Source organism: Shimazuella sp. NTD247 (assembly GCF_059510415.1).
This window is the reverse complement of record NZ_JCAJZU010000002.1, coordinates 124,599-148,247: the sequence shown is the minus strand read 5'-3', so window position 1 is coordinate 148,247 and position 23,649 is coordinate 124,599. Positions and strand designations below refer to the sequence as shown.

At 37.9% G+C, this 23,649-nt stretch carries 24 protein-coding genes and 2 riboswitches; of the genes, 16 read left to right on the top strand and 8 right to left on the bottom strand.

The genetic code is table 11. From position 1 onward, the window contains the following. The first annotated feature begins 54 nt into the window (after window positions 1-54). Together recJ and AC5WOC_RS05070 are read left to right on the top strand one after the other, a co-directional pair. On the top strand, window positions 55-2,370 hold the full coding sequence (recJ, locus tag AC5WOC_RS05075; protein WP_496054312.1) for a single-stranded-DNA-specific exonuclease RecJ: 2,316 nt from the start codon (window positions 55-57) through the stop codon (window positions 2,368-2,370). Window positions 2,371-2,373: 3 nt separating this feature from the next. Beyond that, entirely contained in the window at window positions 2,374-2,886 is a 513-nt protein-coding gene (locus tag AC5WOC_RS05070; RefSeq protein ID WP_496054311.1) for an adenine phosphoribosyltransferase, read from the top strand. Window positions 2,887-2,956: 70 nt separating this feature from the next. Here the strand turns inward: AC5WOC_RS05070 and AC5WOC_RS05065 are convergent, their stop codons facing one another. Then, a complete protein-coding gene (locus AC5WOC_RS05065) occupies window positions 2,957-3,214 on the bottom strand; it encodes a hypothetical protein (protein ID WP_496054310.1) in 258 nt (85 codons plus the stop codon). A 247-nt stretch (window positions 3,215-3,461) separates the two neighbouring features. Between AC5WOC_RS05065 and AC5WOC_RS05060 the strand changes: the two genes are divergently transcribed. Further along, window positions 3,462-4,109, top strand: coding sequence for an FMN-dependent NADH-azoreductase (locus tag AC5WOC_RS05060; RefSeq protein ID WP_496054309.1), 648 nt, complete (start codon window positions 3,462-3,464; stop codon window positions 4,107-4,109). A 38-nt stretch (window positions 4,110-4,147) separates the two neighbouring features. On the opposite strand, the gene AC5WOC_RS05055 is transcribed toward AC5WOC_RS05060, so the two are convergent. Next, window positions 4,148-4,321 carry a hypothetical protein gene (locus AC5WOC_RS05055; protein ID WP_496054308.1) on the bottom strand — a complete coding sequence of 58 codons (174 nt, stop codon included), beginning with the start codon at window positions 4,319-4,321 and terminating at the stop codon, window positions 4,148-4,150. A 92-nt stretch (window positions 4,322-4,413) separates the two neighbouring features. Between AC5WOC_RS05055 and AC5WOC_RS05050 the strand changes: the two genes are divergently transcribed. The 6 genes from AC5WOC_RS05050 to AC5WOC_RS05025 all read left to right on the top strand — a co-directional run bounded on the left by AC5WOC_RS05050 (window position 4,414) and on the right by AC5WOC_RS05025 (window position 9,078). Then, window positions 4,414-5,697: an anti-phage deoxyguanosine triphosphatase gene (locus AC5WOC_RS05050; protein WP_496054307.1), complete on the top strand. Its 1,284-nt coding sequence runs from the start codon at window positions 4,414-4,416 to the stop codon at window positions 5,695-5,697. 80 nt (window positions 5,698-5,777) lie between these two features. Continuing rightward, the gene (locus AC5WOC_RS05045) at window positions 5,778-6,038 is read left to right on the top strand and encodes a hypothetical protein (RefSeq protein ID WP_496054306.1); all 261 of its coding nucleotides are present in this window, start codon (window positions 5,778-5,780) and stop codon (window positions 6,036-6,038) included. Between the two features lie 429 nt (window positions 6,039-6,467). Continuing rightward, window positions 6,468-7,247: a transporter substrate-binding domain-containing protein gene (locus AC5WOC_RS05040; RefSeq protein WP_496054305.1), complete on the top strand. Its 780-nt coding sequence runs from the start codon at window positions 6,468-6,470 to the stop codon at window positions 7,245-7,247. A 107-nt stretch (window positions 7,248-7,354) separates the two neighbouring features. Beyond that, window positions 7,355-8,035: an amino acid ABC transporter permease gene (locus AC5WOC_RS05035; RefSeq protein ID WP_496054949.1), complete on the top strand. Its 681-nt coding sequence runs from the start codon at window positions 7,355-7,357 to the stop codon at window positions 8,033-8,035. Window positions 8,036-8,053: 18 nt separating this feature from the next. Beyond that, the gene (locus AC5WOC_RS05030) at window positions 8,054-8,800 is read left to right on the top strand and encodes an amino acid ABC transporter ATP-binding protein (RefSeq protein WP_496054948.1); all 747 of its coding nucleotides are present in this window, start codon (window positions 8,054-8,056) and stop codon (window positions 8,798-8,800) included. Window positions 8,801-8,856: 56 nt separating this feature from the next. Beyond that, on the top strand, window positions 8,857-9,078 hold the full coding sequence (locus tag AC5WOC_RS05025; RefSeq protein ID WP_496054304.1) for a hypothetical protein: 222 nt from the start codon (window positions 8,857-8,859) through the stop codon (window positions 9,076-9,078). A 155-nt stretch (window positions 9,079-9,233) separates the two neighbouring features. Here the strand turns inward: AC5WOC_RS05025 and AC5WOC_RS05020 are convergent, their stop codons facing one another. Genes AC5WOC_RS05020 through AC5WOC_RS05010 form a run of 3 tightly spaced genes read right to left on the bottom strand, consistent with a single transcriptional unit; the run spans window position 9,234 to window position 12,050 of the window. Beyond that, entirely contained in the window at window positions 9,234-9,491 is a 258-nt protein-coding gene (locus tag AC5WOC_RS05020; protein WP_496054303.1) for a hypothetical protein, read from the bottom strand. A gap of 31 nt (window positions 9,492-9,522) precedes the next feature. Further along, window positions 9,523-10,350, bottom strand: coding sequence for a YqhG family protein (locus AC5WOC_RS05015; protein WP_496054302.1), 828 nt, complete (start codon window positions 10,348-10,350; stop codon window positions 9,523-9,525). Beyond that, window positions 10,338-12,050, bottom strand: a complete 1,713-nt coding sequence (locus AC5WOC_RS05010; protein WP_496054301.1) for a DEAD/DEAH box helicase — start codon at window positions 12,048-12,050, stop codon at window positions 10,338-10,340. Before AC5WOC_RS05010 ends, AC5WOC_RS05015 begins: the two co-directional genes overlap by 13 nt. A gap of 191 nt (window positions 12,051-12,241) precedes the next feature. Between AC5WOC_RS05010 and AC5WOC_RS05005 the strand changes: the two genes are divergently transcribed. From AC5WOC_RS05005 to gcvPB, 4 genes are all read left to right on the top strand, one after another. After that, window positions 12,242-13,546 (top strand): HNH endonuclease, encoded by a 1,305-nt coding sequence (locus tag AC5WOC_RS05005; RefSeq protein WP_496054300.1) that lies wholly within the window; start codon window positions 12,242-12,244, stop codon window positions 13,544-13,546. Between the two features lie 421 nt (window positions 13,547-13,967). Next, window positions 13,968-14,071: riboswitch (glycine riboswitch) on the top strand. Between the two features lie 3 nt (window positions 14,072-14,074). After that, a riboswitch (glycine riboswitch) is annotated at window positions 14,075-14,159 on the top strand. Between the two features lie 62 nt (window positions 14,160-14,221). After that, entirely contained in the window at window positions 14,222-15,322 is a 1,101-nt protein-coding gene (gene gcvT, locus AC5WOC_RS05000; RefSeq protein WP_496054299.1) for a glycine cleavage system aminomethyltransferase GcvT, read from the top strand. Further along, a complete protein-coding gene (gene gcvPA / locus AC5WOC_RS04995) occupies window positions 15,319-16,668 on the top strand; it encodes an aminomethyl-transferring glycine dehydrogenase subunit GcvPA (protein ID WP_496054298.1) in 1,350 nt (449 codons plus the stop codon). The genes gcvT and gcvPA overlap by 4 nt, the downstream gene beginning before the upstream one ends. Next, window positions 16,665-18,116: an aminomethyl-transferring glycine dehydrogenase subunit GcvPB gene (gcvPB, locus tag AC5WOC_RS04990; RefSeq protein WP_496054297.1), complete on the top strand. Its 1,452-nt coding sequence runs from the start codon at window positions 16,665-16,667 to the stop codon at window positions 18,114-18,116. Before gcvPA ends, gcvPB begins: the two co-directional genes overlap by 4 nt. A 61-nt stretch (window positions 18,117-18,177) precedes the next feature. Here the strand turns inward: gcvPB and AC5WOC_RS04985 are convergent, their stop codons facing one another. The 3 genes from AC5WOC_RS04985 to AC5WOC_RS04975 form a co-directional block, all read right to left on the bottom strand. Continuing rightward, entirely contained in the window at window positions 18,178-19,089 is a 912-nt protein-coding gene (locus tag AC5WOC_RS04985) for a LysR family transcriptional regulator (RefSeq protein WP_496054947.1), read from the bottom strand. A gap of 106 nt (window positions 19,090-19,195) precedes the next feature. Continuing rightward, on the bottom strand, window positions 19,196-20,722 hold the full coding sequence (locus AC5WOC_RS04980; RefSeq protein WP_496054296.1) for an MDR family MFS transporter: 1,527 nt from the start codon (window positions 20,720-20,722) through the stop codon (window positions 19,196-19,198). Between the two features lie 109 nt (window positions 20,723-20,831). Beyond that, window positions 20,832-21,272 (bottom strand): Dps family protein, encoded by a 441-nt coding sequence (locus AC5WOC_RS04975; RefSeq protein ID WP_496054295.1) that lies wholly within the window; start codon window positions 21,270-21,272, stop codon window positions 20,832-20,834. A gap of 154 nt (window positions 21,273-21,426) precedes the next feature. On the opposite strand from AC5WOC_RS04975, the gene AC5WOC_RS04970 reads away from it, so the two are divergent. The 3 genes from AC5WOC_RS04970 to AC5WOC_RS04960 all read left to right on the top strand — a co-directional run bounded on the left by AC5WOC_RS04970 (window position 21,427) and on the right by AC5WOC_RS04960 (window position 23,570). Continuing rightward, window positions 21,427-21,897, top strand: coding sequence for a hypothetical protein (locus AC5WOC_RS04970; protein WP_496054294.1), 471 nt, complete (start codon window positions 21,427-21,429; stop codon window positions 21,895-21,897). 75 nt (window positions 21,898-21,972) lie between these two features. After that, window positions 21,973-22,770, top strand: a complete 798-nt coding sequence (locus tag AC5WOC_RS04965) for a lipoate--protein ligase family protein (protein ID WP_496054293.1) — start codon at window positions 21,973-21,975, stop codon at window positions 22,768-22,770. A gap of 56 nt (window positions 22,771-22,826) precedes the next feature. Next, window positions 22,827-23,570 (top strand): metallophosphoesterase, encoded by a 744-nt coding sequence (locus AC5WOC_RS04960; RefSeq protein ID WP_496054292.1) that lies wholly within the window; start codon window positions 22,827-22,829, stop codon window positions 23,568-23,570. Window positions 23,571-23,649: the final 79 nt, after the last annotated feature.

Genomic DNA, 23,649 nt, shown 5'->3' with positions numbered 1-23,649 from the left:
AAAACCGCGTTAATCGCGGTTTTATCATGTAAATATGGAAAGGAGCTAGCGTTTGTGTTACATCCCAAATCTCGTTGGGAGCTTGTATCTGTTGATGAACAAGCAGTTTCAGAACTAGTTGAAGAATTATCCCTACATCCTTTAGTAGCTCGTATTTTAATCAATCGAGGATTTACAAATAAAGCTGAAATCGAACATTTTTTAAATCCATCGTTAGATGATCTCCATGATCCGTTTCTCTTAAATGGGATGAGGGAGGCGGTAGATCGCATTCAATTGGCTATTCAAAAGAAAGAAAAAATACGAATATATGGTGATTATGATGTCGACGGAGTTTCTAGTACCAGTTTGTTATTGCACACCTTCCATTTAATGGAAGCGGATGTTGATTATTATATTCCTGATCGATTTCAAGAAGGATACGGCCTTCATAAGAATGCTATCCAAATTGCCAAAGATAATGGTATAGATTTGATGATAACCGTAGATACAGGTATTAGCGCTTTAGAGCAGTCCGTATTCGCTAAGGAAATCGGTTTGGATTTGATTATTACCGATCATCATGAGCCATCATCAGAAATACCAGAAGCAATAGCAGTAATCAATCCAAAAAAACCAATGTGTAACTATCCCGATAAACGACTCGCTGGTGTTGGAGTAGCTACCAAATTAGCTACTGCGCTTTTAGGAAAAGTGCCTGAAAATTTACTAGATTTAACTGCACTTGGAACAATTGCAGATTTAGTCCCGTTGGTAGGGGAAAATCGAATATTTGCGACATATGGGCTGCAATGTATGAATCAACGAAAAAATATTGGATTAAATGAACTGATGAAGGTTGCAGGGGTAGAAAAAAAAGTAAACGCAATGCATGTTGGTTTCTCAATCGGACCAAGAATTAATGCGATTGGCAGGCTTGCTTCTGCAAAAAAAGCTGTGGAACTTTTGATAACGAGTGATCGTAACAATGCAAAATTACTGGCTGCACAACTGAATGAAAAAAATATCGAACGGCAAGCTTTAGTGGATACTGCAACTCAAGAAGCAATGGCAATGGTAGAGTCAGCACCTAATTCACATCGCAAAGTAATAGTGGTATATCAAGAAGATTGGAATCTTGGGGTAGTAGGAATTGTTGCTTCTCGATTGGTTGAAACATACTATCGACCGACAATTGTTTTAGGAAAAGATGAGAAAACGGGATTGATTAAAGGTTCAGCAAGAAGTATTCCTGGTTTTCATTTGCACCGAGCACTTACTGAAGCTGCATCATTTTTAGTTACCTACGGTGGTCATGAAATGGCAGCGGGAATGGCATTGCCTTTTGATAATTTGACTGCTTTTCATCAAATGCTTACCAATTTAGCAAATGAATGGCTTTCCAGTGAAGATTACATCAAACAAACGAAGATAGAAGAAAAAATTCCTTTATCAGATGTAAATATAAATTTAATCGATTCATTGGATCAGCTTGCTCCTTATGGTGTTGCTAATCCTGTTCCTTTGTTTCAGTTGGAAGAAGTAGAAGCAGTGAAAGTGGATTGGATGGGAGGACAGTCAAATCATTTGAAACTCCATTTAAAAGATGCTTGTGGGAATAAAATGGAGGCAATTCGATTCCGATGCAGCGAGTTAGCTGATCAGATAACGGTTGGAGCACCTACTAAGATTGTAGGAGAATTACAGATAAATGAGTGGAATGGTCGCAGAAATGTACAGATGTTTATTCGAGATCTAGCAATTTCTCATTTGCAAATTTTTGATTGGCGTACGAATAAAAAACAAGATCGAATCGCAAATTTACCCGGCAAGGCCGTCTTATGTATTTGTTCAGATAAAACAAAGTATAGTGATATAAATTTCGAAGCTGGTCAATTGTATACATGGGATGAGACGTTACCTGCCGATCTGCCATTCTTGCAAGTTGCATTGTTAGATTCGCCTCCAACAGTGCAGCGTCTAAAGGAAACCATACATCAATTAAACAAATTGGAAAGAATTTATGTTTGTTTTGGTGATGAAGATGTGACATACTCGCTACCGGTAATACCAAACAGAGAAAAATTTAAATTAATGTATCAAACTCTTTGGAGTAAACGTACTGCGAAACTTCCCCTTCAATCTAGTATCGATGCATTGAGTAAAAGAATAGGGATATCGCGTAAAGCAGTTCAGTTTCTGATGGATGTTTTCCAGGAATTACAATTTTTAGCAGTTGAAGACAATTATATTGCTGTAAATGAGAAGCCATCCAAACGGGATTTAAATGAATCCGTTATTTATCAGCAAGGAATAAATCAATCAGAAGTACTACAAGCACTTGTTTATTCTTCTTATCGTGAACTGAAGAAAACAATTGAAGGAGCATAAGAAATGGATTTGAAAGATACCATTCGGGTTATTCCCGATTTTCCACAACCTGGAGTACGCTTCAAAGATATCACCACTTTACTAAAAGACGGAGCTGCTTATCGATCGATGATTGATCAATTGGTGGAGATCTATAAAGATCAGCATATTGATCTAATTGTTGGTCCAGAAGCACGAGGATTTGTAATTGCTGCTCCTCTTGCATATGCACTTGGGGTTGGTTTTGTACCAGTTCGTAAACCTAAAAAACTTCCACATGAAACGATCGAAGTCACTTACGACTTGGAATATGGAAAAGATTCACTGGTGATGCATAAAGATGCGATTTTACCAGGACAGAGAGTCCTAATTGCTGATGATTTATTGGCAACAGGAGGTACCATAGCGGCTACTTTACAATTAGCAAAGCAATTAGGAGCAGAAATAGTTGGTGCTGCATTTTTAATTGAACTGACTTATCTGTATGGCAGAGAAAAATTAGGAGATCTGGACATTACGACACTTGTTCAATATTAGAAGACAGACCTTTGAGGTCTGTTTTTTTGTTGTGAGGTATCTTTTTTAGGAGATACCTCACTGTCGTTGATCAAACTTTTTTATCGAGCAAATCATAAACTGCTTGATCAACGATTAGAAGAGATACAAGGCAATCCGGGATCGATGTCATTTTTATTGTATTGATCATTTTCCCCTTTTTTTGGTTGTAATCTTCGTGAAAATCTTCTTGATAACCGTGTACAACATATTCGCAGAAAGCCTGAAACGTTTCGTTGCAGATAGTTAGCATTTTTTTTAGCTCAGTATGATGGCACGCTGCCTGTTGGCATTGTACTTCAAAAGCCAATCTCTTCTCCCTGAGTTTGAGTAGTTTTCGTACAACTGATATGTCATCCATTGACTTCCCTTATCGAAAGGATCCTTTGTCGTTTTCATTTTATAGCATAGGAAAGGAATGGTATACATATTTGTTCTAGTTTCAGGAAAAAGTAAGACAAAGCAATAATGTCTAAAAACATGTTGTTGGCATGTGAAAAAAATCAATTCTAATATACTTACATATAGTAAGTATATCATTTTTTGGAGGTAAACAGATGGCAAAAGTACTATATATCACAGCAAATCCGAAGCCTGTTGCTGAATCTTTTAGTCTTCGCACAGGTAAGGCATTTCTCGAAGAATACCAAAAAGCAAATCCAAATGATGAAATTGTTCATCTTGATCTTTACAACATAGATATTCCGATGATTGATGCAGATGTATTTAATGGGTGGGGGAAATTAGCAAAAGGAGAAGATTTATCTTCTTCAGAAAAAGTGAAAGTGGAACGAATAGCTGAAATTACGGATGAATTTATTTCTGCCGATAAGTATGTTTTCGTCACACCTTTCTGGAACTTTTTCTTCCCTCCTAAATTAAAAGCATATATTGATGCAATCTGTATTGCAGGAAAAACATTTAATTATACAGAAAATGGTCCAATTGGATTACTTGGTGGAAAAGGTGTTGTACACATTCAAGCACGTGGCGGCTTTTATTCAGAAGGTCCTGCCAAAGAGTTGGAGTTTGGGGATCGATATCTTCGCACCGTATTAAACTTCCTTGGCATCAAAGATATACAGACAGTAGTAGCAGAAGGTATGGCTTTCGATCCAAGTAAAGCAGAAGGAATTGTTGCAAAAGCAATTGAACATGCAAGAGAAGTTGCAAAAGATTTTGCAAAGCAAACCGTTCATGCTTAAAAGAAATAAAAGAGTACAATCATTGTGATTGTACTTTTTTATTTTTGTTGAGATAAAATAAGTAATAGAAGTAGAATAATAAAAACGATCATTACAATAAAATCTTGTTGGTTTGAAAAAGGATGAAATCTTTCAAACATCGGCAAATGTATTTTTGGAAAGCCCCAATCCACACTTTGGAAGTCATCTATTATTTTATTGATAAAATCCATTTCATACTCCCTTCGAAAATCTTCTGCATATGAAATAATACTAGAAAAAAGCTTAACTATTTGCAACTTTCTTTGAGAATGGAGATGAAGCGATGATTATTTATTCTAATCACGATAATACTTGTTACCGACAAGATGATTTAGCGAGAAGGCAATCTACTTTCACATCACCTCTAGAAACAAGAGACCCATTTGAGCGTGATTACGGTCGTATTGTACATAGTGCTTCTTTCCGCAGACTTCAAGCAAAGACCCAAGTGATCGGCTCAGAAGCAGGGGATTTGCATCGAACTCGATTGACTCATTCCATGGAAGCTGCACAGATTGCTCGCAGTATTGTTATTTTTTTAAACGCTAATGATTCCAATCTAAGGGAGAATTTTAAATTAGATGTTTCTTTATTAGAAGCAGCAGCACTTGCCCATGATCTTGGACACCCACCATTTGGCCATCATGGGGAACAGGCTTTGCATGATTGTATGTATTCGTATGGAGGGTTTGAAGGGAACGCTCAGACATTCCGAATTTTATCTCGAATTGAAGGAGATAAAGTGGTAGGGTTAAATTTAACTCGAGCACTATTGTATTCGATTGTTAAATATCCTATTTTACTAAATGATGCAATTGGAACCAATACAAATCGAGCTACTCCACCGAAGGCAAATATTTATCAAGCTGATCAAGATGCTTTTCTTTGGATGATGGAACCGCTGTCGAATGAGGAGAAAAAGTATTATATGGCAACGCTCCCTACAGAAGAAGGATTCCAGAAGACGATTCGCAAAGCCTGGGAATGCTCTTTGTTAGAATTAGCAGATGATATTGCATATGTGACGCATGATGTAGAAGATGCAATTAACTTAGGATTTATTCCATCTTCTCGATTGCTGGAAGTATTATCGGCTTTCCCAGATCTTCAGGCTCACTTCTTGCGTAGTGATCATTTTAAGTACGATCTAAAACAATTAATTTCTGCGCTTATTAGTTATTTTGTTTTTGGAGTGGAATTAAAAGAAAATGATGTAAAAACTAATTCACCACGGTTAAAATACCGAGTAGAACTAGTTTCCGAACGTTTTACATTACTAACGTTATTAAAAAAATTAGTCATCGATGAAGTAGTATATTCTCAAACCGTTCAAACAATGGCATGGAAAGGTCGTTTTGTGATTAAACAATTGTTTGAAGCAATGATGAATGAACCAAATTTATTGCCTTCAAATGATCGGCAATTAATTAAATCCGGAATATCTACAGCGGATAAAGCAAGAGTTGTATGTGATTATATTGCTGGTATGACTGATTCTTATGCGATGAAAGTATACCAACAATTGTTTGGAAGAGGAGAAGGAGCCGGATTTATTCCACATATATAATGGAAAATCCTGCTTGAATAGAACAAATAATAGATGGTATTATTTAGGAGGTGAAAGGGACAAGGGAAAGGGTGTTATCCATGAATGAATTACATGAGATTATACGTGTTCTCTTAGAAAGTGTTGATCGTCGATATGAAATGTTAGAAGATCGTTATCATAGCCGAACTCGAGATATTGAAAAGAGAATCGATAAAATTGAAAACCTGTATGAAGAGGAATTTTATCGACTGAATCAAGAAATCCGTTATTTACAAGATCGCATCCATGATGTAGAAACACAATTATTGTTTATGCAAAATAGTGATCAATTTCCAAACACCAATCGAAAACGATTTTAAAATAAAAAGGAAATGCTTAATTCTGAATTAGATTGAGCATTTTTTTGTTATTGTGATTATTTTTCATGTGAAATATCCAAGGAAGATTCATGACTCAAACCGTACGAGCTACAGTTGAGGGACTCTAACAACTCGTTGCGGTTTGGTCATTGTGAGTCAAACGGTGAGTATATTTATGGTACAGAGTCACAGAAAATTGCTAGCCGTTTACATCGAGCCAGATTAGAAAATGTTCCGGTGTAACTCGACATGATCAGTATCACTTAGTCGAGCGAATGACCAGTTAAATGTTATCAAGATATTTAACTGGTCATTCGTATGAAAAAGCCAACTAATTCGGTTGGTTTTATTGACTTAAGTCGGATGTTATGTATAATAATATTAGTTTAGAACATGCTTATCTTAATAAGGTTAAGAGGAGTCGGGGTAATGAAACGAATAAATTGGGTAATTGCTGTTGTCTTTGCTTTTGCTTTACTTACAGGATGTAGTGTAGGAACTACTAACGATACATATACCAAAGTTAAGGAAAGTGGCGTATTACTAGTAGGAACTGAGGGAACTTATAAACCTTTTAGTTATCATGATGAAAAAACAAATGCACTGACTGGTTATGATGTGGAAGTAGCGAAGGAAGTTGGAAAGCGAATTGGTTTAAAGGTGCAATTCAAAGAAATTCCTTGGGATGGTATGTTAACCAGTTTATCTTCCAAAAAGATTGACATGGTTGCAAATCAAGTAGGAATCAAACCAGAACGACAAAAGAAATTTGATTTCTCTGCACCATATACTGTTTCCTATGCACAGATTGTTGTAAAAAAAGATAACACATCGATTAAAACGCTAAAAGATGTCAAAGGGAAAAAAGCTGGTCAGACGACGACGAGTAACTATGGCAAAATGGCGCAAGACGCAGGGGCTACTATTGTACCTTATGAAGATATGATGAGTGCAATGAGAGATGTTGCTGCTGGTAGAATCGATCTGAGCATGAATGACCGGTTAGCAATTGCTGAAATGATGAAACAGACAAACCTGCCATTAAAAACGGTTGGGGAACCCGTAGAGAAATCATCATCTGCATTTGCTTTCCCAAAAGACAGCAAAAAATTAGTAGACGAAGTGAATAAAGCTATAGAAGATATGAAAAAAGATGGGACACTTGCAAAAATTTCCGAAAAATATTTTGGTATTGATGCTTCTAAATAAGGAAAGAAAGTAGTTGAATCATTCAACTACTTTTTCCAACTTTTTTGGCAAAAAGATGCCGTTTTTTTAGTTAAGCCTTGCATAGAAAGTGAGGTTCCATCATGAGTATGAGTGGCATACAGTGGAATAATTTATTTGATTTTCAGTTAGCAAAAAGTTCAGCTTGGTTTGTACTTGCAGGTTTAAAGTACACCATTGTTATTACATTGATAACGATGGTTCTTGGTTTGTTATTGGGATTAATTTTTGCCCTGATGCGAATGTCTTCTGCGAAGATTTTTCGCTATCCTGCAAGGGCGTATATCTCCATTATCCGTGGCACCCCGCTTTTAGTACAGCTCTTTATTTTATATTTTGGTCTGCCTGTGATTGGTTTAAATTTGAGTCCTTTTTTGGCTGCAGTAATTGGATTGTCTTTGAATGTAGGCGGGTATTCAGCAGAAACATTTCGTGGTGCGTTGTTGGCTATTCCTAAGGGACAATGGGAGGCTGCATACTCCATTAACATGTCGTATGGACAAGCTTTGACACGAATTATTATGCCGCAAGCGCTGCGTGTTGCTTTGCCTTCTTTAGCAAACACACTACTGAGTTTGGTGAAAGATACATCTTTACTTTCTATGATTACGGTTCCAGAGATGCTTTATCAAGCGAAAATTATTGGCGGCCGGGAATTCGATTATTTGACCATGTATATATTAGTCGCTATCTTTTATTGGATGGTATGTACAGTGTTAGCATGGGTTCAAGATCGTTTAGAAGATCGATATGGAAAGTTTACGAAGTAAGGAGGAGACACCGTGGATATGATTCGAGTTTCCGATCTAGTCAAGCGTTTTGGCGATCAAGAAGTATTGCATGGTATAAATCTTTCGGTAAGAAGGGGAGAGGTTTTAGCTGTAATTGGACCGAGTGGATCTGGAAAATCAACATTATTGCGTTGTCTAAATTTATTGGAGATTCCAACTTCAGGTTCTATTCAAATTGACGCTGCAATGTTATCTTTCCATGAGAAAAAGAGAGTTGCAGATAAAGAAATAAGACAGTTGCGAGGAAAAACAGGGATGGTATTTCAAAGTTTTCACCTTTTCCCGCATAAAACGGTGATACAAAATGTTATGGAAGGTCCAGTGCAAGTAAAAGGTAAAAAGGAAAGTCAAGCAGTATATCAAGCAGAGCAGTTATTGATGCAAGTTGGACTACAAGAAAAACAAAATGTCTTCCCAGATCAGCTGTCTGGTGGCCAGCAGCAACGCGTAGCGATTGCTCGTGCATTAGCGATGGAACCTGAAGTGCTGCTGCTGGATGAACCTACTTCCGCTTTAGATCCGGAGTTAGTTGGGGAAGTATTAGCAACCATTCGGCAATTAGCCAGAGGAAATCAAACAATGTTGATTGTTACCCATGAGCTGTCATTTGCCCGTGAAGTGGCAGATCGCATTGTTTTTATGGATGATGGACAAATCGTTGAACAAGGGACACCTAATAGTTTGTTTACAAATCCGCAAAAAGAGCGAACGAAACAATTTTTGGAAAGATTTAACCATTTGTGATTTGCTTGTAAAGTGATAAGATAAAGATAAGTTGTAAGTACGGAAGGACAAGTAAGTTGATCAAGGACGATGAGAAAACCCCGGAAGCAGCTAAGAATGTCCACTCAATGGGGGCTGGAGCTGTTTGTATCGGTGGTGTCTCTGTGTTTCTTCTTCTCTCTGTTCCTCCGTCCGAGTTCGGATGGATGGGTCTGGGTTTCAGTGTCCCGTTGCTGATTGTCGCTTTGATCCTGGGCGGTTGCGCTTACAAGGATTCGCGACTGAAGCAGCAGGGATGATCGAAGGCTCGGACACCACCTGTCCGAGCCGCCGATCATAATGTAAGCAATATAAAGAAGTGCCTAAACTGTATTATATTTAGGCACTTTGTTTTTTTTGTGCCCGGATATATGCTATATCCGGGCAGATTTCTTGTTTTTATAGAAATCGATGATTACATTTCTTTGAGGACATAGATCTTACCTGATTCCCGCCGAAGATACAGGAATAGAAATACCCTGTAGTTGCCCTTTGCATCGGGATTCAGGAATGCAATATGGGATTTATGCACCTGAGCTTCTTTTGCCTGCCCTCTATAAGTTTTACCGTCGAAATGAATAGTATACTGCGTGTTGAGAAGTCCGATATTATCTTTCTGCTCATAGATGATCTCACCCTGATCGCCTTCAAGTGTGTAGACGTTGGTAGGCATAACGATCCCATCTCAAGGAAATGATTCTTTTTTAGTATACATTACTTTTGTTTTTTTCTTCTAAGTAAAACAATCCTGCTGAGACTAAATTGACTTCGATTCGGGGGTGGAATTGCCAGATACATTCTCTCCGCCGAGCTGTATTTGCTATTTTTTGTTCTTCCGTTTGTTTTTCTTCGTCTGGAAAATAGGAGGCTACTTGTGTTAATTCCTCTTTCAGTCGTTTTTCGGCCTCATCAGCCCATTGATGATCTTCTTCTGTTAATTCTTCTGTCAGTGCATATTCAATTTCTCCAACAGCTTCTTGAATGGTCATTTGCGGGCTTAAAGTATATCTTCGTTCAGGTAATCGATGAGACCATTGGTGCATTTGCAGACGATCTGCGAAGTTTTTTTCTATATGAGCCGATTGCAGGTTAATACCGTATGAAACAAGTCGATCTTTCTTTTGATCACATACATACGATACAAGGTAATGCAAAGCGATCCAAGGAACATATCCTTTCGATTGAGAAGAGAACTGTGTCCATCGTGCAGGTTCTTGGTATAGTCGGACAAATTTCCCTTGATTTTGAGCAGATCGCAAAAGTTGTCGAAAACGGGGGGAACCATAAAACAAATACTCTGCCCGTTGTCCTTCTGGTGGTTGTTCTGGATCAAATACAAGACATAATTGAACCGGATTTGCTGGCAGATTCATTTTCTCAACATACATCCAGTAATAAGGACGATTAACTAAGTCCTTATCTGCTTCTATGGAGAGTTGTGTATGCAAATAAGAAGGCGTGGATTCTAAGATGTGACAATCATTCGCTTGTAAATAACGTTCTGTGAATTGACGTAAAGTTATTTGGTCCAAAGCAATTCCTCTTTTCTTGCTTGCTCCTGCTGGTTTTCTGTTTTTGCTTGGTGAAATTTTTCTCCGATTTTGCTGAGATGATCTCTTATTTCTTTTTCATCATGACTTTTTACCAAAATGTCCATTACATTTTTTTCAAGCGAATCTTCTTTTTCCAACCCTTCTAAGATTGTCTCCAGTTCTCCAATCACAGTCTCAAACAATGCTATTTTTTCATGTAATAACCAAATAATATGTTCTTCGATTGTGCCGATCGTAGCAAAGTTGTAGATATGTACATCATTTTTTTGTCCTAACCGATGCACCCTTCCAATGCGCTGCTCCACACGCATAGGATTCCAAGGCATATCAAAATTAATAATGTGATGGCAAAATTGCAGATTTATCCCTTCTCCACCTGCTTCTGTCGCTATCATTACTTGTGCCCGTTTTTGAAACAGCTCCATCATGTAATCTTTTTTATTTCGATTAAATCCGCCTCTGTAAGGAACAGCTTGTATACCTTTGGAAGCTAATGCTCGAATGAGCATTTCTTGTGTTGCACGGTATTCGGTAAATAAGATTACTTTATCAGGGATACTTTGGATTAAATTTACTGCTGCTTCTACCTTGGAAGAAGTAGTGACAGCACGCAGTAACTGTATCAAATGATTAATTTCTGGAGGAATGGAAGCTTTTTCTTTGTTTCCTTTTTGAAACAACTTAAAAAGCGTTAGAAAAACAGCATCCCTGCTACTGCATACTTCTTTTTGCAGTACCAACAAGGATAACATGCTCTTTAAATCGTTAGTGGAAGAATACCGTTCACGAACAAATTCACTTACTCCTTCATACAAAGCTTTTTCCTCTTCTGTTAGTTGAATAGGAATGGTTTTTACTATCCGTTTGGTCATCGGCAGATTGCTTTCCATTCGTCTGTTTCGAATAAGTACTTGGCTAATTTCTTGCCGTAATTGATCTTCATTTTTTGGTTTGCGTTTCCCTGCCACATAATCTTTATGAAATCGAGTTTCATTACCTAATTGACCAGGTTTTAACAGAGAAACAAGATTGTATAGTTCTTCCAATTCATTTTGTACAGGTGTAGCAGTCAAAAGGAGACAGTATTTTTTTTGCATTTCACTAATAAACTGCCAGTTTTTTGTCCGGCGGTTTTTGAGTTTATGTGCTTCATCCACAATTAATAGATCATACGGCTGTCCTAATACTACTTCTCGATGAGGATCTCTTTTTGCTGTGTCCATCGATGCGACAATGATGTCGTATTTTTCCCACATCCATGCCTTTTTTTGTGCAACAGCTGGGATTTGAAATTTTTGATTTAATTCCCTAGTCCATTGCAACACAAGTGAGGAAGGCACTAATATCAATACTTTTTGAACCAATCCTCGAATCAGATATTCTTTTAGTATCATTCCAGCTTCAATCGTTTTACCGAGACCTACTTCGTCAGCAAGGATGGCTCTACCGCGCATTTCTTGGATGACTCGTCTAGTCACATCAACTTGGTGAGGCAAAGGTTCAATACCTTGCAATTGTTCCAAACACAGCAATGTATCAAAAGAAGGAACAGCAGATAGTTTTGCCGCTTCTAGTGCAAGTTGGAATCGATCCCAATTTGCCCAGCCGCTATCGGTTTCTATTTTGTCTTGAAAAACAGGTAGCCACTCGCGATGAAAGCGAATCGGAGGTGTATTCATTTTTCTCCTCCATTTAAAAATATAGTATCTGATGTAGTATGGGTCATTTTTTGGTAAATAATGCATAAGCAAAATGAAAATAATGATGAATTAAATCCGGAAAATATGTAAAATTAAAATAAAATAGCTTTTATGTTAAATTCTGAAATACCGCGCAATAAAAATTTTATTGTTGTGAGAAGGTGTTGTCATTGGAAGACATAAAATCATTAGCATTGTTACTTTTCATTAGCATTGGATTTACGATTATAGTGATTTTCATTTTTGTCTTTAACACAAATTATCCAAAGGCAGGTCCTTTGCCACAACCTAAAGGAGATGATCTGTATACTTTTGCTGTTCATTTTGAACCGTTTAGAAATGAAAGGGATCAATTAGAGACAGGTATACTCGAAGGAATTTCATTTGAAGATGTGATGAATTTCAGTGAAATACAAAAAAATGTTCAATCTAATCAGTATACCCCTACTCAATTATCTAAGATATTTCAACGAAAATGGAGTTCTTATTGGACGAAGATGGCATATCGTAGAAAGGATCATCTCGAACAAATTCAGAAAAAAGTACTTACATTTCGTAATGAAATTTATAAGTTATCCTCACAAAAAGATATTGTGTTGGCTAAATGTTCTGTAGACTCCTATATTTTATTGATTGATGAAGAAATAAAACTGGCAGAGCAACTGCCTATTGTCTTAAAGGAAATTTATTCTCCAGAACATTTGTCCGACAGCCAAAACTCCTTTTATGGGCCGCAAAATGATGGAGAACTATTGGTTATGAATCGACCAGAAACACAAATAGATCAAGTCGAATGTCTCATATCTTACTCTCATCCTGCTTATTCATCATTTAAACAAACTGCTCTAAAAATTACACAGCAGGTGAAGGAATATGAAAATTCTTGGCTTTATTTAAGACAAGCGCTTCCTGAGGAACTGCCGGATGCTTTTATTCCTCCTGATGACCCTGAAACAGCACGAAGACAAGTATATAACGGACTTCTTCGAAATATCTTTGCTTATAGCACCAAATTTTTAGCTGTGAGAGAAAAAAGGTATGTTGTTCCTTCTTATGGCGGCAGAGCGATGATTGTGGTGAATGGAGAATTAGCGGATCAATATCACCCAAAAACAGGAATTCGTTTTGATAAAAACGGTTTTCCTGAGTTTCATCCTTATATCAAGCTAGTAATGCCAGAAGATCGGACATTAGGAACAAAACGAGAACATGAAAACTTGTTTAATGTAGATTTGGCAAAAAACCGCTTGAATCAAGGGTCAGAGTTAGAAATTTTTTTTCGCGAAAAGTACAAAGATCAGTATGATGAAGTAGTGGAAAATTTGTTAAAAGGGAAAAATCCCCCTGGGCTAGCTTGGCATTACAGTCAACAGTTTCGAATGATGCAATTGGTTGATGCCGAAAAGCATGTAAAAACAGAGCATACATGCGGCTATGATATTTGGGGTGCAGGTCAGTTTAAAGTCGGTAAGTAAGGTGATTTATAATATGCTCCAGTCAAGTACAGGATTTGGGAACATATGAAAACACCTATTGCACTCCATGCAGCATTCCTGTTTCCCCCTTACTCAAAGAGCTAGTTAGAGTAGAGATATACATTGAACGAAACGTAAACAATATTTTTATTACGATGATGAATCTTATGATCTTTTTTAAGTCGATATGGAGTATGTGTTTTTATTGTATGTAATTATCAGATATCCTTCAATAGCTTAAAAGAAGAGGAAAATCAGTAGCGGTTAAAGGAGTGCTGGACAAGGAGATGTTAGATTCATCCTAATTGGAAAAAATAAGTTTTCGTACAATAGTCAAAAACCGTACTTTCTAATAAATAATACATGCAAATGATCGGATTTTATGGCAAAATGGAAGTGACAATTACATAGATTTGGACGGTTGATGACGAGAGGAGAGACCACACACCTAACTGGTGGTAGTTGGCGCCGAAGGAGCAAACCTAAAAAGGTGAATCTCTCAGGCAAAAGGACACTCGTTGGACGTCGCTCTGGAGAGTGCTCATATCATATTTTGAGCCACCAAAGGGGCAAGTCTAGAAATAGACTGAAACTCTCAGGTACAAGGACAGGGTATCCCGACATGGATCGGGATATCTCTGTCTTTTTATTTTAGTAGATCTGGAGGTGCATGCAATGACAGCATTAAAGCGAACAACTCTGTTTTCCGTTTATCCGAAGGAAGCGAAATTGGTTCCATTTGGCGGATGGGAAATGCCAGTTCAATTTTCAAGTATTAAAGAAGAACATGATGCAGTTCGAAACAAGGCCGGATTATTTGATGTTTCCCATATGGGAGAAATTGAAGTGACTGGTGCAGATGCGAAAGCGTTTGTAAATCGTGTTACAACGAATGACATTTCCAAACTCACTGTAGGGCAAGCACAGTATTCTTTGATGTGTTTTCCCAATGGAGGAACAATTGATGACCTGTTGGTTTATCAAATAAAGGAAAATGGATTTTTACTTGTAGTCAATGCATCGAATATCGAAAAAGACTGGAACTGGTTACAAGAGCAACTCCAAGAGGAAGATGTTGAATTAACGAACCGCTCAGAAGAAACTGGATTATTGGCTTTACAAGGTCCATATGCTGAAGCGATACTACAGAGTTGTACTACTTTTGATTTAGCAATTTTATCTTCTTTCCAATTTGCAATGGATATAGACATACTAGGGATTCCCTGTATGGTTTCTCGGTCTGGATATACGGGAGAAAATGGATTTGAATTGTACTGTAATGCAAAGGAAGCACCGCTTTTATGGCATCGTTTACTAGAAGCAGGTAATGATTATCAATTGATTCCTTGTGGATTAGGGAGCAGAGATACATTACGTCTGGAAGCAGGACTTCCACTTTATGGACAAGAGCTTTCTGCAAGTATTTCTCCGCTAGAAGCAGGACTTGGATTTGCTGTGAAATTAAATAAGGGATCTTTTATTGGTTCAGACGCTTTATCAGTCCAAAAAGATAGGGGACTTGATCGCAAAAAAGTCGGAATTGAAATGATAGACAGGGGTATTCCCAGAAGCCATTATTCTGTTTATATTGGCGATCAAAAGATTGGAGAAGTTACTTCTGGAACTCAATCGCCATTGAGCAAACGAAATATAGGGTTAGCATTAGTCCTTTCCGCTTATACACTAATTGATCAAAAGGTAGAAGTGGAAATTCGAGGAAAACGTGTCAAAGCAAAAATTGTTCCAACACCTTTTTACAGGAGGATTACAGGATGAAACAACGATATCTCCCTATGACAGAAAAAGATCGCATGGAAATGCTTGAAACAATTGGTGTGGATTCAGTAGAAACATTGTTTGCCGAGATTCCTTCCGAAATTCGTTTGCAAAGAGACATGAACTTACCTGCACCAATGGCAGAGTCTACCCTTGTCCGACATATGCGGCAACTTGCTTCGAAAAATGCTTCTACCGACAACTATGCTTCTTTTCTTGGTGCAGGTGTGTATGATCATCATATTCCATCTGTTGTCGGGCATGTTATTTCTCGGTCTGAATTTTACACTGCATATACTCCCTACCAACCAGAAATTAGTCAAGGAGAGCTGCAAGCAATATTTGAATTTCAGACAATGATTGCTGAATTAACTGGAATGGATGTTGCGAATTCTTCCATGTATGATGGCCCTACTGCACTAGCCGAAGCGGCAAATTTAGCTTATGGTGTGACGAAAAGAAAACAGGTCATTGTATCTCGTGCTATTCATCCCGAAGCGAGGGAGATATTGACTACTAATTCACATGGTTTAGGACTGGAAATAGTAGAAGCACCTTTAGTTGATGGGATCACAGATTTAGAAGCATTAGCAAAACTCGTTACTGAAGAGACAGCAGCGGTAATTGTTCAAACACCGAACTTCTTCGGTCATTTGGAAGATTTGACTGCAATTGAAAAATTGGTACATCATCACAAAGGTTTGTTTATCGTCAGCAGTAATCCCCTTTCCTTAGGAATGTTAAAACCTCCTGGAAACTTTGGTGTGGACATTGTAGTTGGAGATGCACAGCCGCTTGGTATTTCTGCTTCATTTGGAGGACCTCATTGTGGATATTTTGCCACTACCAAAGCACTGATGCGACGTATTCCAGGTCGAATTGTTGGTGAAACGGTTGATGAAGAAGGAAATCGTGGATTTGTATTAACACTACAAGCAAGGGAACAACATATTCGCCGTGATAAGGCTACTTCTAACATTTGTTCCAATCAAGCATTAAATGCGCTGGCTGCATCGGTATATCTCAGTGCAATGGGTAGAGAAGGAATGCAGGAAGTTGCTAGACAAAATTTTCATAAAGCGCATTATGCGAAACATGAATTAAGCAAAATTAATGGTGTGAAAGCAGTTTTTTCAACCCCTTTCTTTAATGAATTTGTTATTAAATTACCAAAAGATATTACAGAAATAAATCGACAACTGCTAAATTACGGTGTAATTGGAGGATATGATTTAGGACATGCGTATGCTGAATTGCAAAATCATATGCTCATTGCTGTGACAGAAGAGAGAACAAAAGATGATATATTGGCGCTATGTCAAGCATTGGAGGAATTGATAAGATGAATGCACATAAGTCATTGATATTCGAATTAAGTCGTTCCGGTCGCATTGCTCATAGCTTACCTGTATTGGATGTACCAGAAACGGAACAACTCCCAGAAGTATGGATTCGAGAAGAAGCAGCAGATTTGCCGGAAGTCTCCGAACTGGATCTTATGCGTCACTATACTGAACTATCAAGACGAAATCATGGCGTAGATAACGGATTTTATCCACTTGGCTCTTGCACGATGAAATATAATCCAAAAGTACATGAAGATGTAGCTAGATTACCTGGATTTTCCAAAATTCATCCTTATCAAATGGAAGAAACTGTCCAAGGCGCTCTTCAATTGTTGTTTGAGCTCCAACAAGATTTAGCAGAAATCACTGGTATGGATGGGGTTACTTTACAATCTGCAGCAGGTGCCCAAGGGGAATGGACAGGGCTTATGATGATCAAAGCTTATCATCAAAGTCGAGGAGATAAGCAGCGGAATAAAGTAATAGTTCCTGATTCTGCTCATGGGACGAATCCAGCTAGTGCTACAGTAGCAGGATTTGAAACCATCACCATACCTTCCAATGCGAAAGGGCTAGTAGATGTCGATGCTTTAAAGCAAGTTTTAAACGAAAATACAGCTGCATTAATGTTAACAAATCCAAATACATTGGGTCTTTTCGAAGAAGAAATCGTGGAAATAGCAAGACTTGTTCATGAAGCTGGAGGGCTCTTGTACTATGATGGTGCAAACGCAAATGCCATTTTAGGAATAACTAGACCCGGGGATATGGGATTTGATGTGGTTCATCTCAATTTGCATAAAACATTCACTACCCCGCATGGTGGGGGAGGTCCAGGTGCAGGGCCAGTAGGAGTAAAAAACGAATTAGTTCCTTTTTTACCAAAACCTCTAATTGCCAGAAGAGATGATGGCAGTTTTTATTTAGAAAATGATTTACCAAATTCCATTGGTCGTGTAAAAGGTTACTTTGGTAATTTTGGTATATTGGTGAGAGCTTATGCCTACATTCGAACAATGGGAGCGCTTGGACTTCGACAAGTTTCTGAAAATGCCGTGTTAAACGCAAATTACATGAAGGCCAGATTAGAAGAATTTTATGATCTTCCATTTGGTCAAGCTTGTAAACATGAATTTGTCCTTTCCGGAAATCGGCAGAAAAAGTTCGGTGTTCGAACCCTTGATATTGCCAAACGATTGCTTGATTTTGGCGTTCATCCACCTACTATATATTTTCCTTTGATTGTGGAAGAATGTTTAATGATTGAACCGACTGAGACAGAAAGTAAAGAAACACTTGATCATTTCATTGATACGATGATTCAAATAGCAAAAGAAGCAGAGGAAACACCTGAAGTTGTGCAAGATGCTCCACATCATACTCTTATCAAAAGATTAGATGAGGTTTTAGCGGCTCGAAAGCCAAAGTTAAGATGGATAAGAAACTAATGTAAAAACTGCATCTCTTATTGAGGTGCAGTTTTTTTGTTTCATAAAAAAATATATTTGGTTAACCTAGTTTCCGATTGGAGTGTTCCATTACATTTTGTACAAAAGTCTTTAATTCGTTTATAAATAATTTCGCCGCCTGCCCCATAAATTTATCTTTTCGATGTATGATGCAAATATCTTGACTAGGGGTAGGATTAACTAATGTTATCGTTGAGATACTATCGCGATCTAAATAATCTACCAACAGACGTGGAAGTATAGTGGCTCCTACTCCTTGTTCGACTAGGGATAAAAGAGTTGATAGCGTAGAGGTTACTATCGGATTGTTGATAGTAATACCTTTTTCTTGGCAGCAAGAATGGATGAGTTTCGTAACTTGATGTTCTGGATCAAACATCACCATCTTCAACTGTTGTAATTGTTCAAAGGGAAGTGCTTTTGATTTTGCAATGGGGTGATCGGATTGGATAGCTAAAACAAATTCCTCATGGAACAAGGGGATAATGGAGATACGGTCATCTGGATTCAAGGGAATTGTGGTAATTCCTAGATCTCGCTTGCCCTCGACAATTTGTTCATATACATCCATGGTTTCCGTAACACTTATAGAGAGTTTGGGATAGGTGTGATGGAAGTTTACTAAGAGTGCATCGAACAGCAAGTCTCCGTCACCTGGAAGTATTCCTATATCCAGTTTCCCGCCTTCCATTTGCTTTAGATCTGTTATTGCTCCTTTAATATAGTCGATGCGTTCGAATATGATATGACATTGTTCCAATAAGATTTTTCCAGCATCTGTCAGGGCGATTCGCTTGCCAATACGATCGAATAAAGGAATTCCGAGCTCGTTCTCCAAAAACTTTATTTGCTGACTCAGATTTGATTGGGTAGTGCAGAGGTTTTCTGCTGCTCTTGAGAAATGCATTTCTTTACAAACGGCGGAAAAATATTCTAATTGTCTAAGTTCCATCATTTTGTTCCTTTCTTATTATCACCTTGCTCTAATTATATATGAAAACCAAGAAGAGAGCATGATTGCTTCCTCTTCTTGGTTTTTGCCGTTTTAACAAATCAATTTATCTTTGATTGTTTTTTATCGTATCGATGGGAAGGTACAAGGTAGAGATGAATGTGAGGACAGCAAAGATACCAACTCCCCAAAATACGGTGTGAAGTGCGATTTGTAACCCATTTTGTAGCAAATGAAGTGATTGATCCGATAACTGTGCCTTTTTTATTGGATCAAGTAAAATATTCGCCGCATCCACAGAAGATATATTTAACTTACTTCCATTATGCTGTTCCAAATATGTTTTTAAGCGCAGATTTAAAATACCACCTAAAATAGCAGTACCTAAAGTTGTACCAATGGAGCGCATAAACATACTGGAGGCAGTGGCTACTCCTCGTAATTCCCATCCCACACTGCTTTGAATCGATATGGTAAAGGTGGAGGTAGCAAACCCCATTCCTGCTCCAATAACAAAAGAGCCTAATCCTGCCCAAATAGGCCCTTTGACTGGATCTAATGTAATAAAGAATATAGAGCCAAAAATTAGAAGAGTTCCTCCTATAATAGCAGTATAACGAAATCCAATTCGCGGAAAGAGTTTTGCTGTAAGACTTGAAGCGATCGGCCATCCAATTGACATTGCGGTAAGTGCAAAACCAGCAATAAGGGCTGATGAACCCATAATTCCCTGCACGTAAGTCGGAACAAAACTTGCAAGTCCAATCATGCTCGCTCCTGCTAAAAGGGTAGAAATATTGGATACAGCGATTAATCTATTTTTCCACAGTGATAATGGAATCATTGGAGAAGCAGCAATACGTTCCCACCAGAGGAAAATAGCCATTGTTACGATAAACAAAACAAAGAGGCTGATGGTAGGAGTCGAGATCCAGCCCCAGTTCGAGCCGCCCTCGATCAAGATGAGCATAAGAGCAGAGATAGATATAGAAAATAGACTAGCACCCAAGTAATCGATGGATGGTTTTTTCTTCTCTACTTGTTCATGTAAATATCGATGAACTCCAAGCAGACTAATTATCCCAAGTGGAATATTGATCCAAAAAACCCAAGCCCAATTGACATATTGGACAATTAATCCACCTGCTAAAGGGCCGACTACCGAAGAAATTCCCCAAACACTCGACAAGTAACCTTGAATTTTTCCCCGTTCTTCCAAGGTGTACAAATCACCGACTAAAGTGGTTGCGATCGGCATTACAGCTCCAGCTCCTATGCCTTGAATAAAACGATAAAAAATAAGCAGCCCCATTGATGTTGCCACTCCGCATAAAAAGGAGCCAATGAGAAAAATGATCGTTCCTATTAAAAAAATAGGTTTGCGGCCAAAAATATCGGACAATTTTCCATATATAGGTGTCGTTACTGCCTGCATCAATAAAAATGCAGAAAATACCCAGCTGTATGCAGAAAAATTTCCTAACTCTGCGACAATTTCAGGTACAGCAGTTGCTACAATTGTTGATTCGATCGAGATCATAAACATCGTGATCAACAAAAAGATAAACACATATGTCCGTTTTGTTCTTTTTGCATCATTGGATAGTGTTTCACTTATTGTGTTATAGTTCATGGCTGCACATCATCTCTTTTCATGCATTATTCGTTCTAGTGAAATCCACTTCCCTACGATAACAAAAAAGTATCCACCTTACTAGAGTGGATACTTTCTGTAAATTTACTTAGTCTCCTAAATACGCTTCTAACATCCAAGTGTGTTTTTCTATTTTTGTTAGTATCGAAGTAAGCATATCGGAAGTTGAATGGTCTTTGGCTTCATCTGAGGTTTCAATCGCATCCCGTATTTCGCCTTCCAACTGCTGAAAATCATGGATGAGTTGTTGGACCATTTGATCAGCGGATTCTTTACCTGTTGCTTCCTGGAGACTCGTGGTTGCAAGTATTTCAGGAAATGTTGCTACTGGTTTCCCGCCAATAGCCAATAATCGTTCCGCTAATTCATCCAATGTTTCATCTGCTTCTTTGTACAGTTCCTCAAATTTTGTATGTAGTTCGAAGAAAGAATGACCTGTTACATTCCAGTGGTAGTTGTGGAATTTGGTATACAATACACTCCAATTTGCTACTTGTTTGTTTAATGCTTCTTGTATGGATTCGTTCATGTGTTTTGCTCCTTTGAACTATTTTCTTTAGTTATTCCCACTTTATTTTCCACGATTCGAACAGAATAAATTCTTATAAGCGATTGGTGAATTGATGATATGCTTGCTATAATGAATAAGCAGAGAAAGAAACTACTCTTCATGTGGGGAAGTTATGAAAAGCAAACTTTATGTTGTCACAGCCGGGACGATTCTAGTGACAGCATGTAGCACTACGTCTGCTAGTAAACCTGTAGAGGTATGCTCAACTTCTTGTGCAGAAAATGCTGTAATGAAATTGTTGGAACAGGATCAGGCACTAGCTACTGAGCTAAATGATAAAATGCTGAGAATAGAAGCAGCGGATACAATGAAAAAGGTGAAAGCTCAACCGAATAATGCGGGTCGGATATACGCTGAGTATATCTGGAAGATTACGAGTGGAGTATCTAAATTTAGTCTAATCGTAGAGATGACTGATCTGCCACATTCCAAAGCTTGTAATGATCTGAAAAGTAGTTTTTTGAGTTTTAGCGATAAATATAAGGACCTCGACAAAAAGAAGGTTTCATTTCAGGAACTGAATCGGCTTGCCAAGCAGTATAGTGATGCCAGAAACGGACAATGTATCAAACTGCTGAAGTAAATCACCCGTCATGAAGAGAGGTACAGATCAAAATAGATCTGTACCTCGAAGTATTCTACAAACAAGGAGCTTTTTATGAAGTGGCGATATATTCCTTATCACAAAAGCGATGCCTATTGGAATATGGCAATTGATGAAGCCATTCTTATTGCACATCGGGAAGGTAGTGTTCCCCCGACTTTGCGATTTTATGGCTGGAATCCTTCTACGCTCAGTATCGGATATTTTCAACATGCAAAACGTCAAGTTGATCATAAAAAATTACAGACTCATCAACTAGGATTTGTGCGAAGAATGACTGGTGGAAGAGCAGTCTTTCATGATCAAGAATTAACCTATAGTGTTGTTGTCAGTGAAGTTAATCCCCTCGTTACAAATTCTATACAAAATACTTATAGCAAAATAAATGTTGCTTTAGAACAGGGCGTAAATCAAATGTTATTGCAAATCGATAAAAATACTCCCAAAGAGGGGAAACAAATTCACTCGGATGCCTGTTTCGATGCGCCTGGTTCAGGGGAATTTTTGATTGATGGAAAAAAAGCAATCGGTAGTGCACAAACGAGAAAACATGGTGTACTTTTGCAGCATGGCAGCATTTTACTTGACTTTGATTATGAAACTTTTTATGATATTTTTCGTTTTCCTAATGAAGAAAGTAAACAGCATTTTGAGCAAAAGATCGGAACACTATCTCAGTTATGCAAACGAAAGGTAAGCCTTGAAGAAGTAATACAATCTGTATATATGGGATTTGTTACGGGGCTGAAAATTTCTTTTGAAGAACAACCACTTTCCCATTATGAATGGGAATTAGCAGAGCAGCTAGTAACGGATAAATATGGAAAAAAGGAATGGAATGAAAAAAGATAGGGCGTCTTCCATTCTTTTGCTCCTATTCTTGTTATAATGAAAAGAAGTAGAAAGGAATGGTTGTACGAGTGGCAATTTTTGCGATAAGTGATTTGCACCTATCTTTTAATAAATCAATTAATATTGATCGCATCAATCCTGATAAAGACATCAACAAACCTATGGAATTGTTTGGTTGGGATAAGCATTATAATCGAATTCGAGATAATTGGAGACAGTATGTATCTGATAATGATACTGTTTTGATACCAGGGGATATCAGTTGGGCATTAAAACCAGCAGAGGCACTGCACGATTTAAATTGGGTAGCACAACTGCCTGGATACAAAGTATTATCACCTGGAAATCATGAATACTATTATCACAGTAAAAATAAAATTAGAAATATTCTCCCTCCTCGTATGGAATGGTTGGATGCAGATTTTACAATTGTTGAAAATAAGGTAGTTTGTGCGACACGCGGATGGAACCTCCCTACTGACCGCAATTTTTCAGAAGAAGATGATCGGAAAATTTATGACCGCCAAGTTGGAAGGCTAAAATTAGCTTTAGATTCTGCTGCCAAAGAACATCCGGGAAAAGAAATCATTGTAATGCTTCATTATCCACCTGTCAATAAAGATGCCGCAACATCTGCTTTCTGGGAAATGATCAAGCAGTATGATGTGCAGTATTGTATCTATGGGCATTTGCATGGTAAGGCTATCTCAGATGCTGTCGAAGGCGTGTTTGATGGTGTTTCATTAAAACTTGTATCATGTGACGCTTTGGATTTTTCTCCTTATCTTCTCACGGATTAGCCTGTTTCAAAAACAGGCTAATTTGTGTATCTTCCCAATCATCATCTAATGCTTTGGCATAGTCTAAAACATTAGATGA

Coding starts and splice junctions, on each gene's coding strand:
- gcvPA (WP_496054298.1), top strand. CDS start 15,319: ATGAAACAACGATATCTCCCTATGACAGAAAAAGATCGCATGGAAATG.
- AC5WOC_RS04975 (WP_496054295.1), bottom strand. CDS start 21,272: ATGAACGAATCCATACAAGAAGCATTAAACAAACAAGTAGCAAATTGG.
- AC5WOC_RS05020 (WP_496054303.1), bottom strand. CDS start 9,491: ATGCCTACCAACGTCTACACACTTGAAGGCGATCAGGGTGAGATCATC.
- AC5WOC_RS04965 (WP_496054293.1), top strand. CDS start 21,973: ATGAAGTGGCGATATATTCCTTATCACAAAAGCGATGCCTATTGGAAT.
- AC5WOC_RS05040 (WP_496054305.1), top strand. CDS start 6,468: ATGAAACGAATAAATTGGGTAATTGCTGTTGTCTTTGCTTTTGCTTTA.
- AC5WOC_RS05060 (WP_496054309.1), top strand. CDS start 3,462: ATGGCAAAAGTACTATATATCACAGCAAATCCGAAGCCTGTTGCTGAA.
- gcvPB (WP_496054297.1), top strand. CDS start 16,665: ATGAATGCACATAAGTCATTGATATTCGAATTAAGTCGTTCCGGTCGC.
- AC5WOC_RS05045 (WP_496054306.1), top strand. CDS start 5,778: ATGAATGAATTACATGAGATTATACGTGTTCTCTTAGAAAGTGTTGAT.
- AC5WOC_RS04960 (WP_496054292.1), top strand. CDS start 22,827: ATGGTTGTACGAGTGGCAATTTTTGCGATAAGTGATTTGCACCTATCT.
- AC5WOC_RS05070 (WP_496054311.1), top strand. CDS start 2,374: ATGGATTTGAAAGATACCATTCGGGTTATTCCCGATTTTCCACAACCT.
- AC5WOC_RS04985 (WP_496054947.1), bottom strand. CDS start 19,089: ATGGAACTTAGACAATTAGAATATTTTTCCGCCGTTTGTAAAGAAATG.
- gcvT (WP_496054299.1), top strand. CDS start 14,222: ATGACAGCATTAAAGCGAACAACTCTGTTTTCCGTTTATCCGAAGGAA.
- AC5WOC_RS04980 (WP_496054296.1), bottom strand. CDS start 20,722: ATGAACTATAACACAATAAGTGAAACACTATCCAATGATGCAAAAAGA.
- AC5WOC_RS05050 (WP_496054307.1), top strand. CDS start 4,414: ATGATTATTTATTCTAATCACGATAATACTTGTTACCGACAAGATGAT.
- AC5WOC_RS05055 (WP_496054308.1), bottom strand. CDS start 4,321: ATGGATTTTATCAATAAAATAATAGATGACTTCCAAAGTGTGGATTGG.
- AC5WOC_RS05010 (WP_496054301.1), bottom strand. CDS start 12,050: ATGAATACACCTCCGATTCGCTTTCATCGCGAGTGGCTACCTGTTTTT.
- AC5WOC_RS04970 (WP_496054294.1), top strand. CDS start 21,427: ATGAAAAGCAAACTTTATGTTGTCACAGCCGGGACGATTCTAGTGACA.
- AC5WOC_RS05030 (WP_496054948.1), top strand. CDS start 8,054: ATGATTCGAGTTTCCGATCTAGTCAAGCGTTTTGGCGATCAAGAAGTA.
- AC5WOC_RS05035 (WP_496054949.1), top strand. CDS start 7,355: ATGAGTGGCATACAGTGGAATAATTTATTTGATTTTCAGTTAGCAAAA.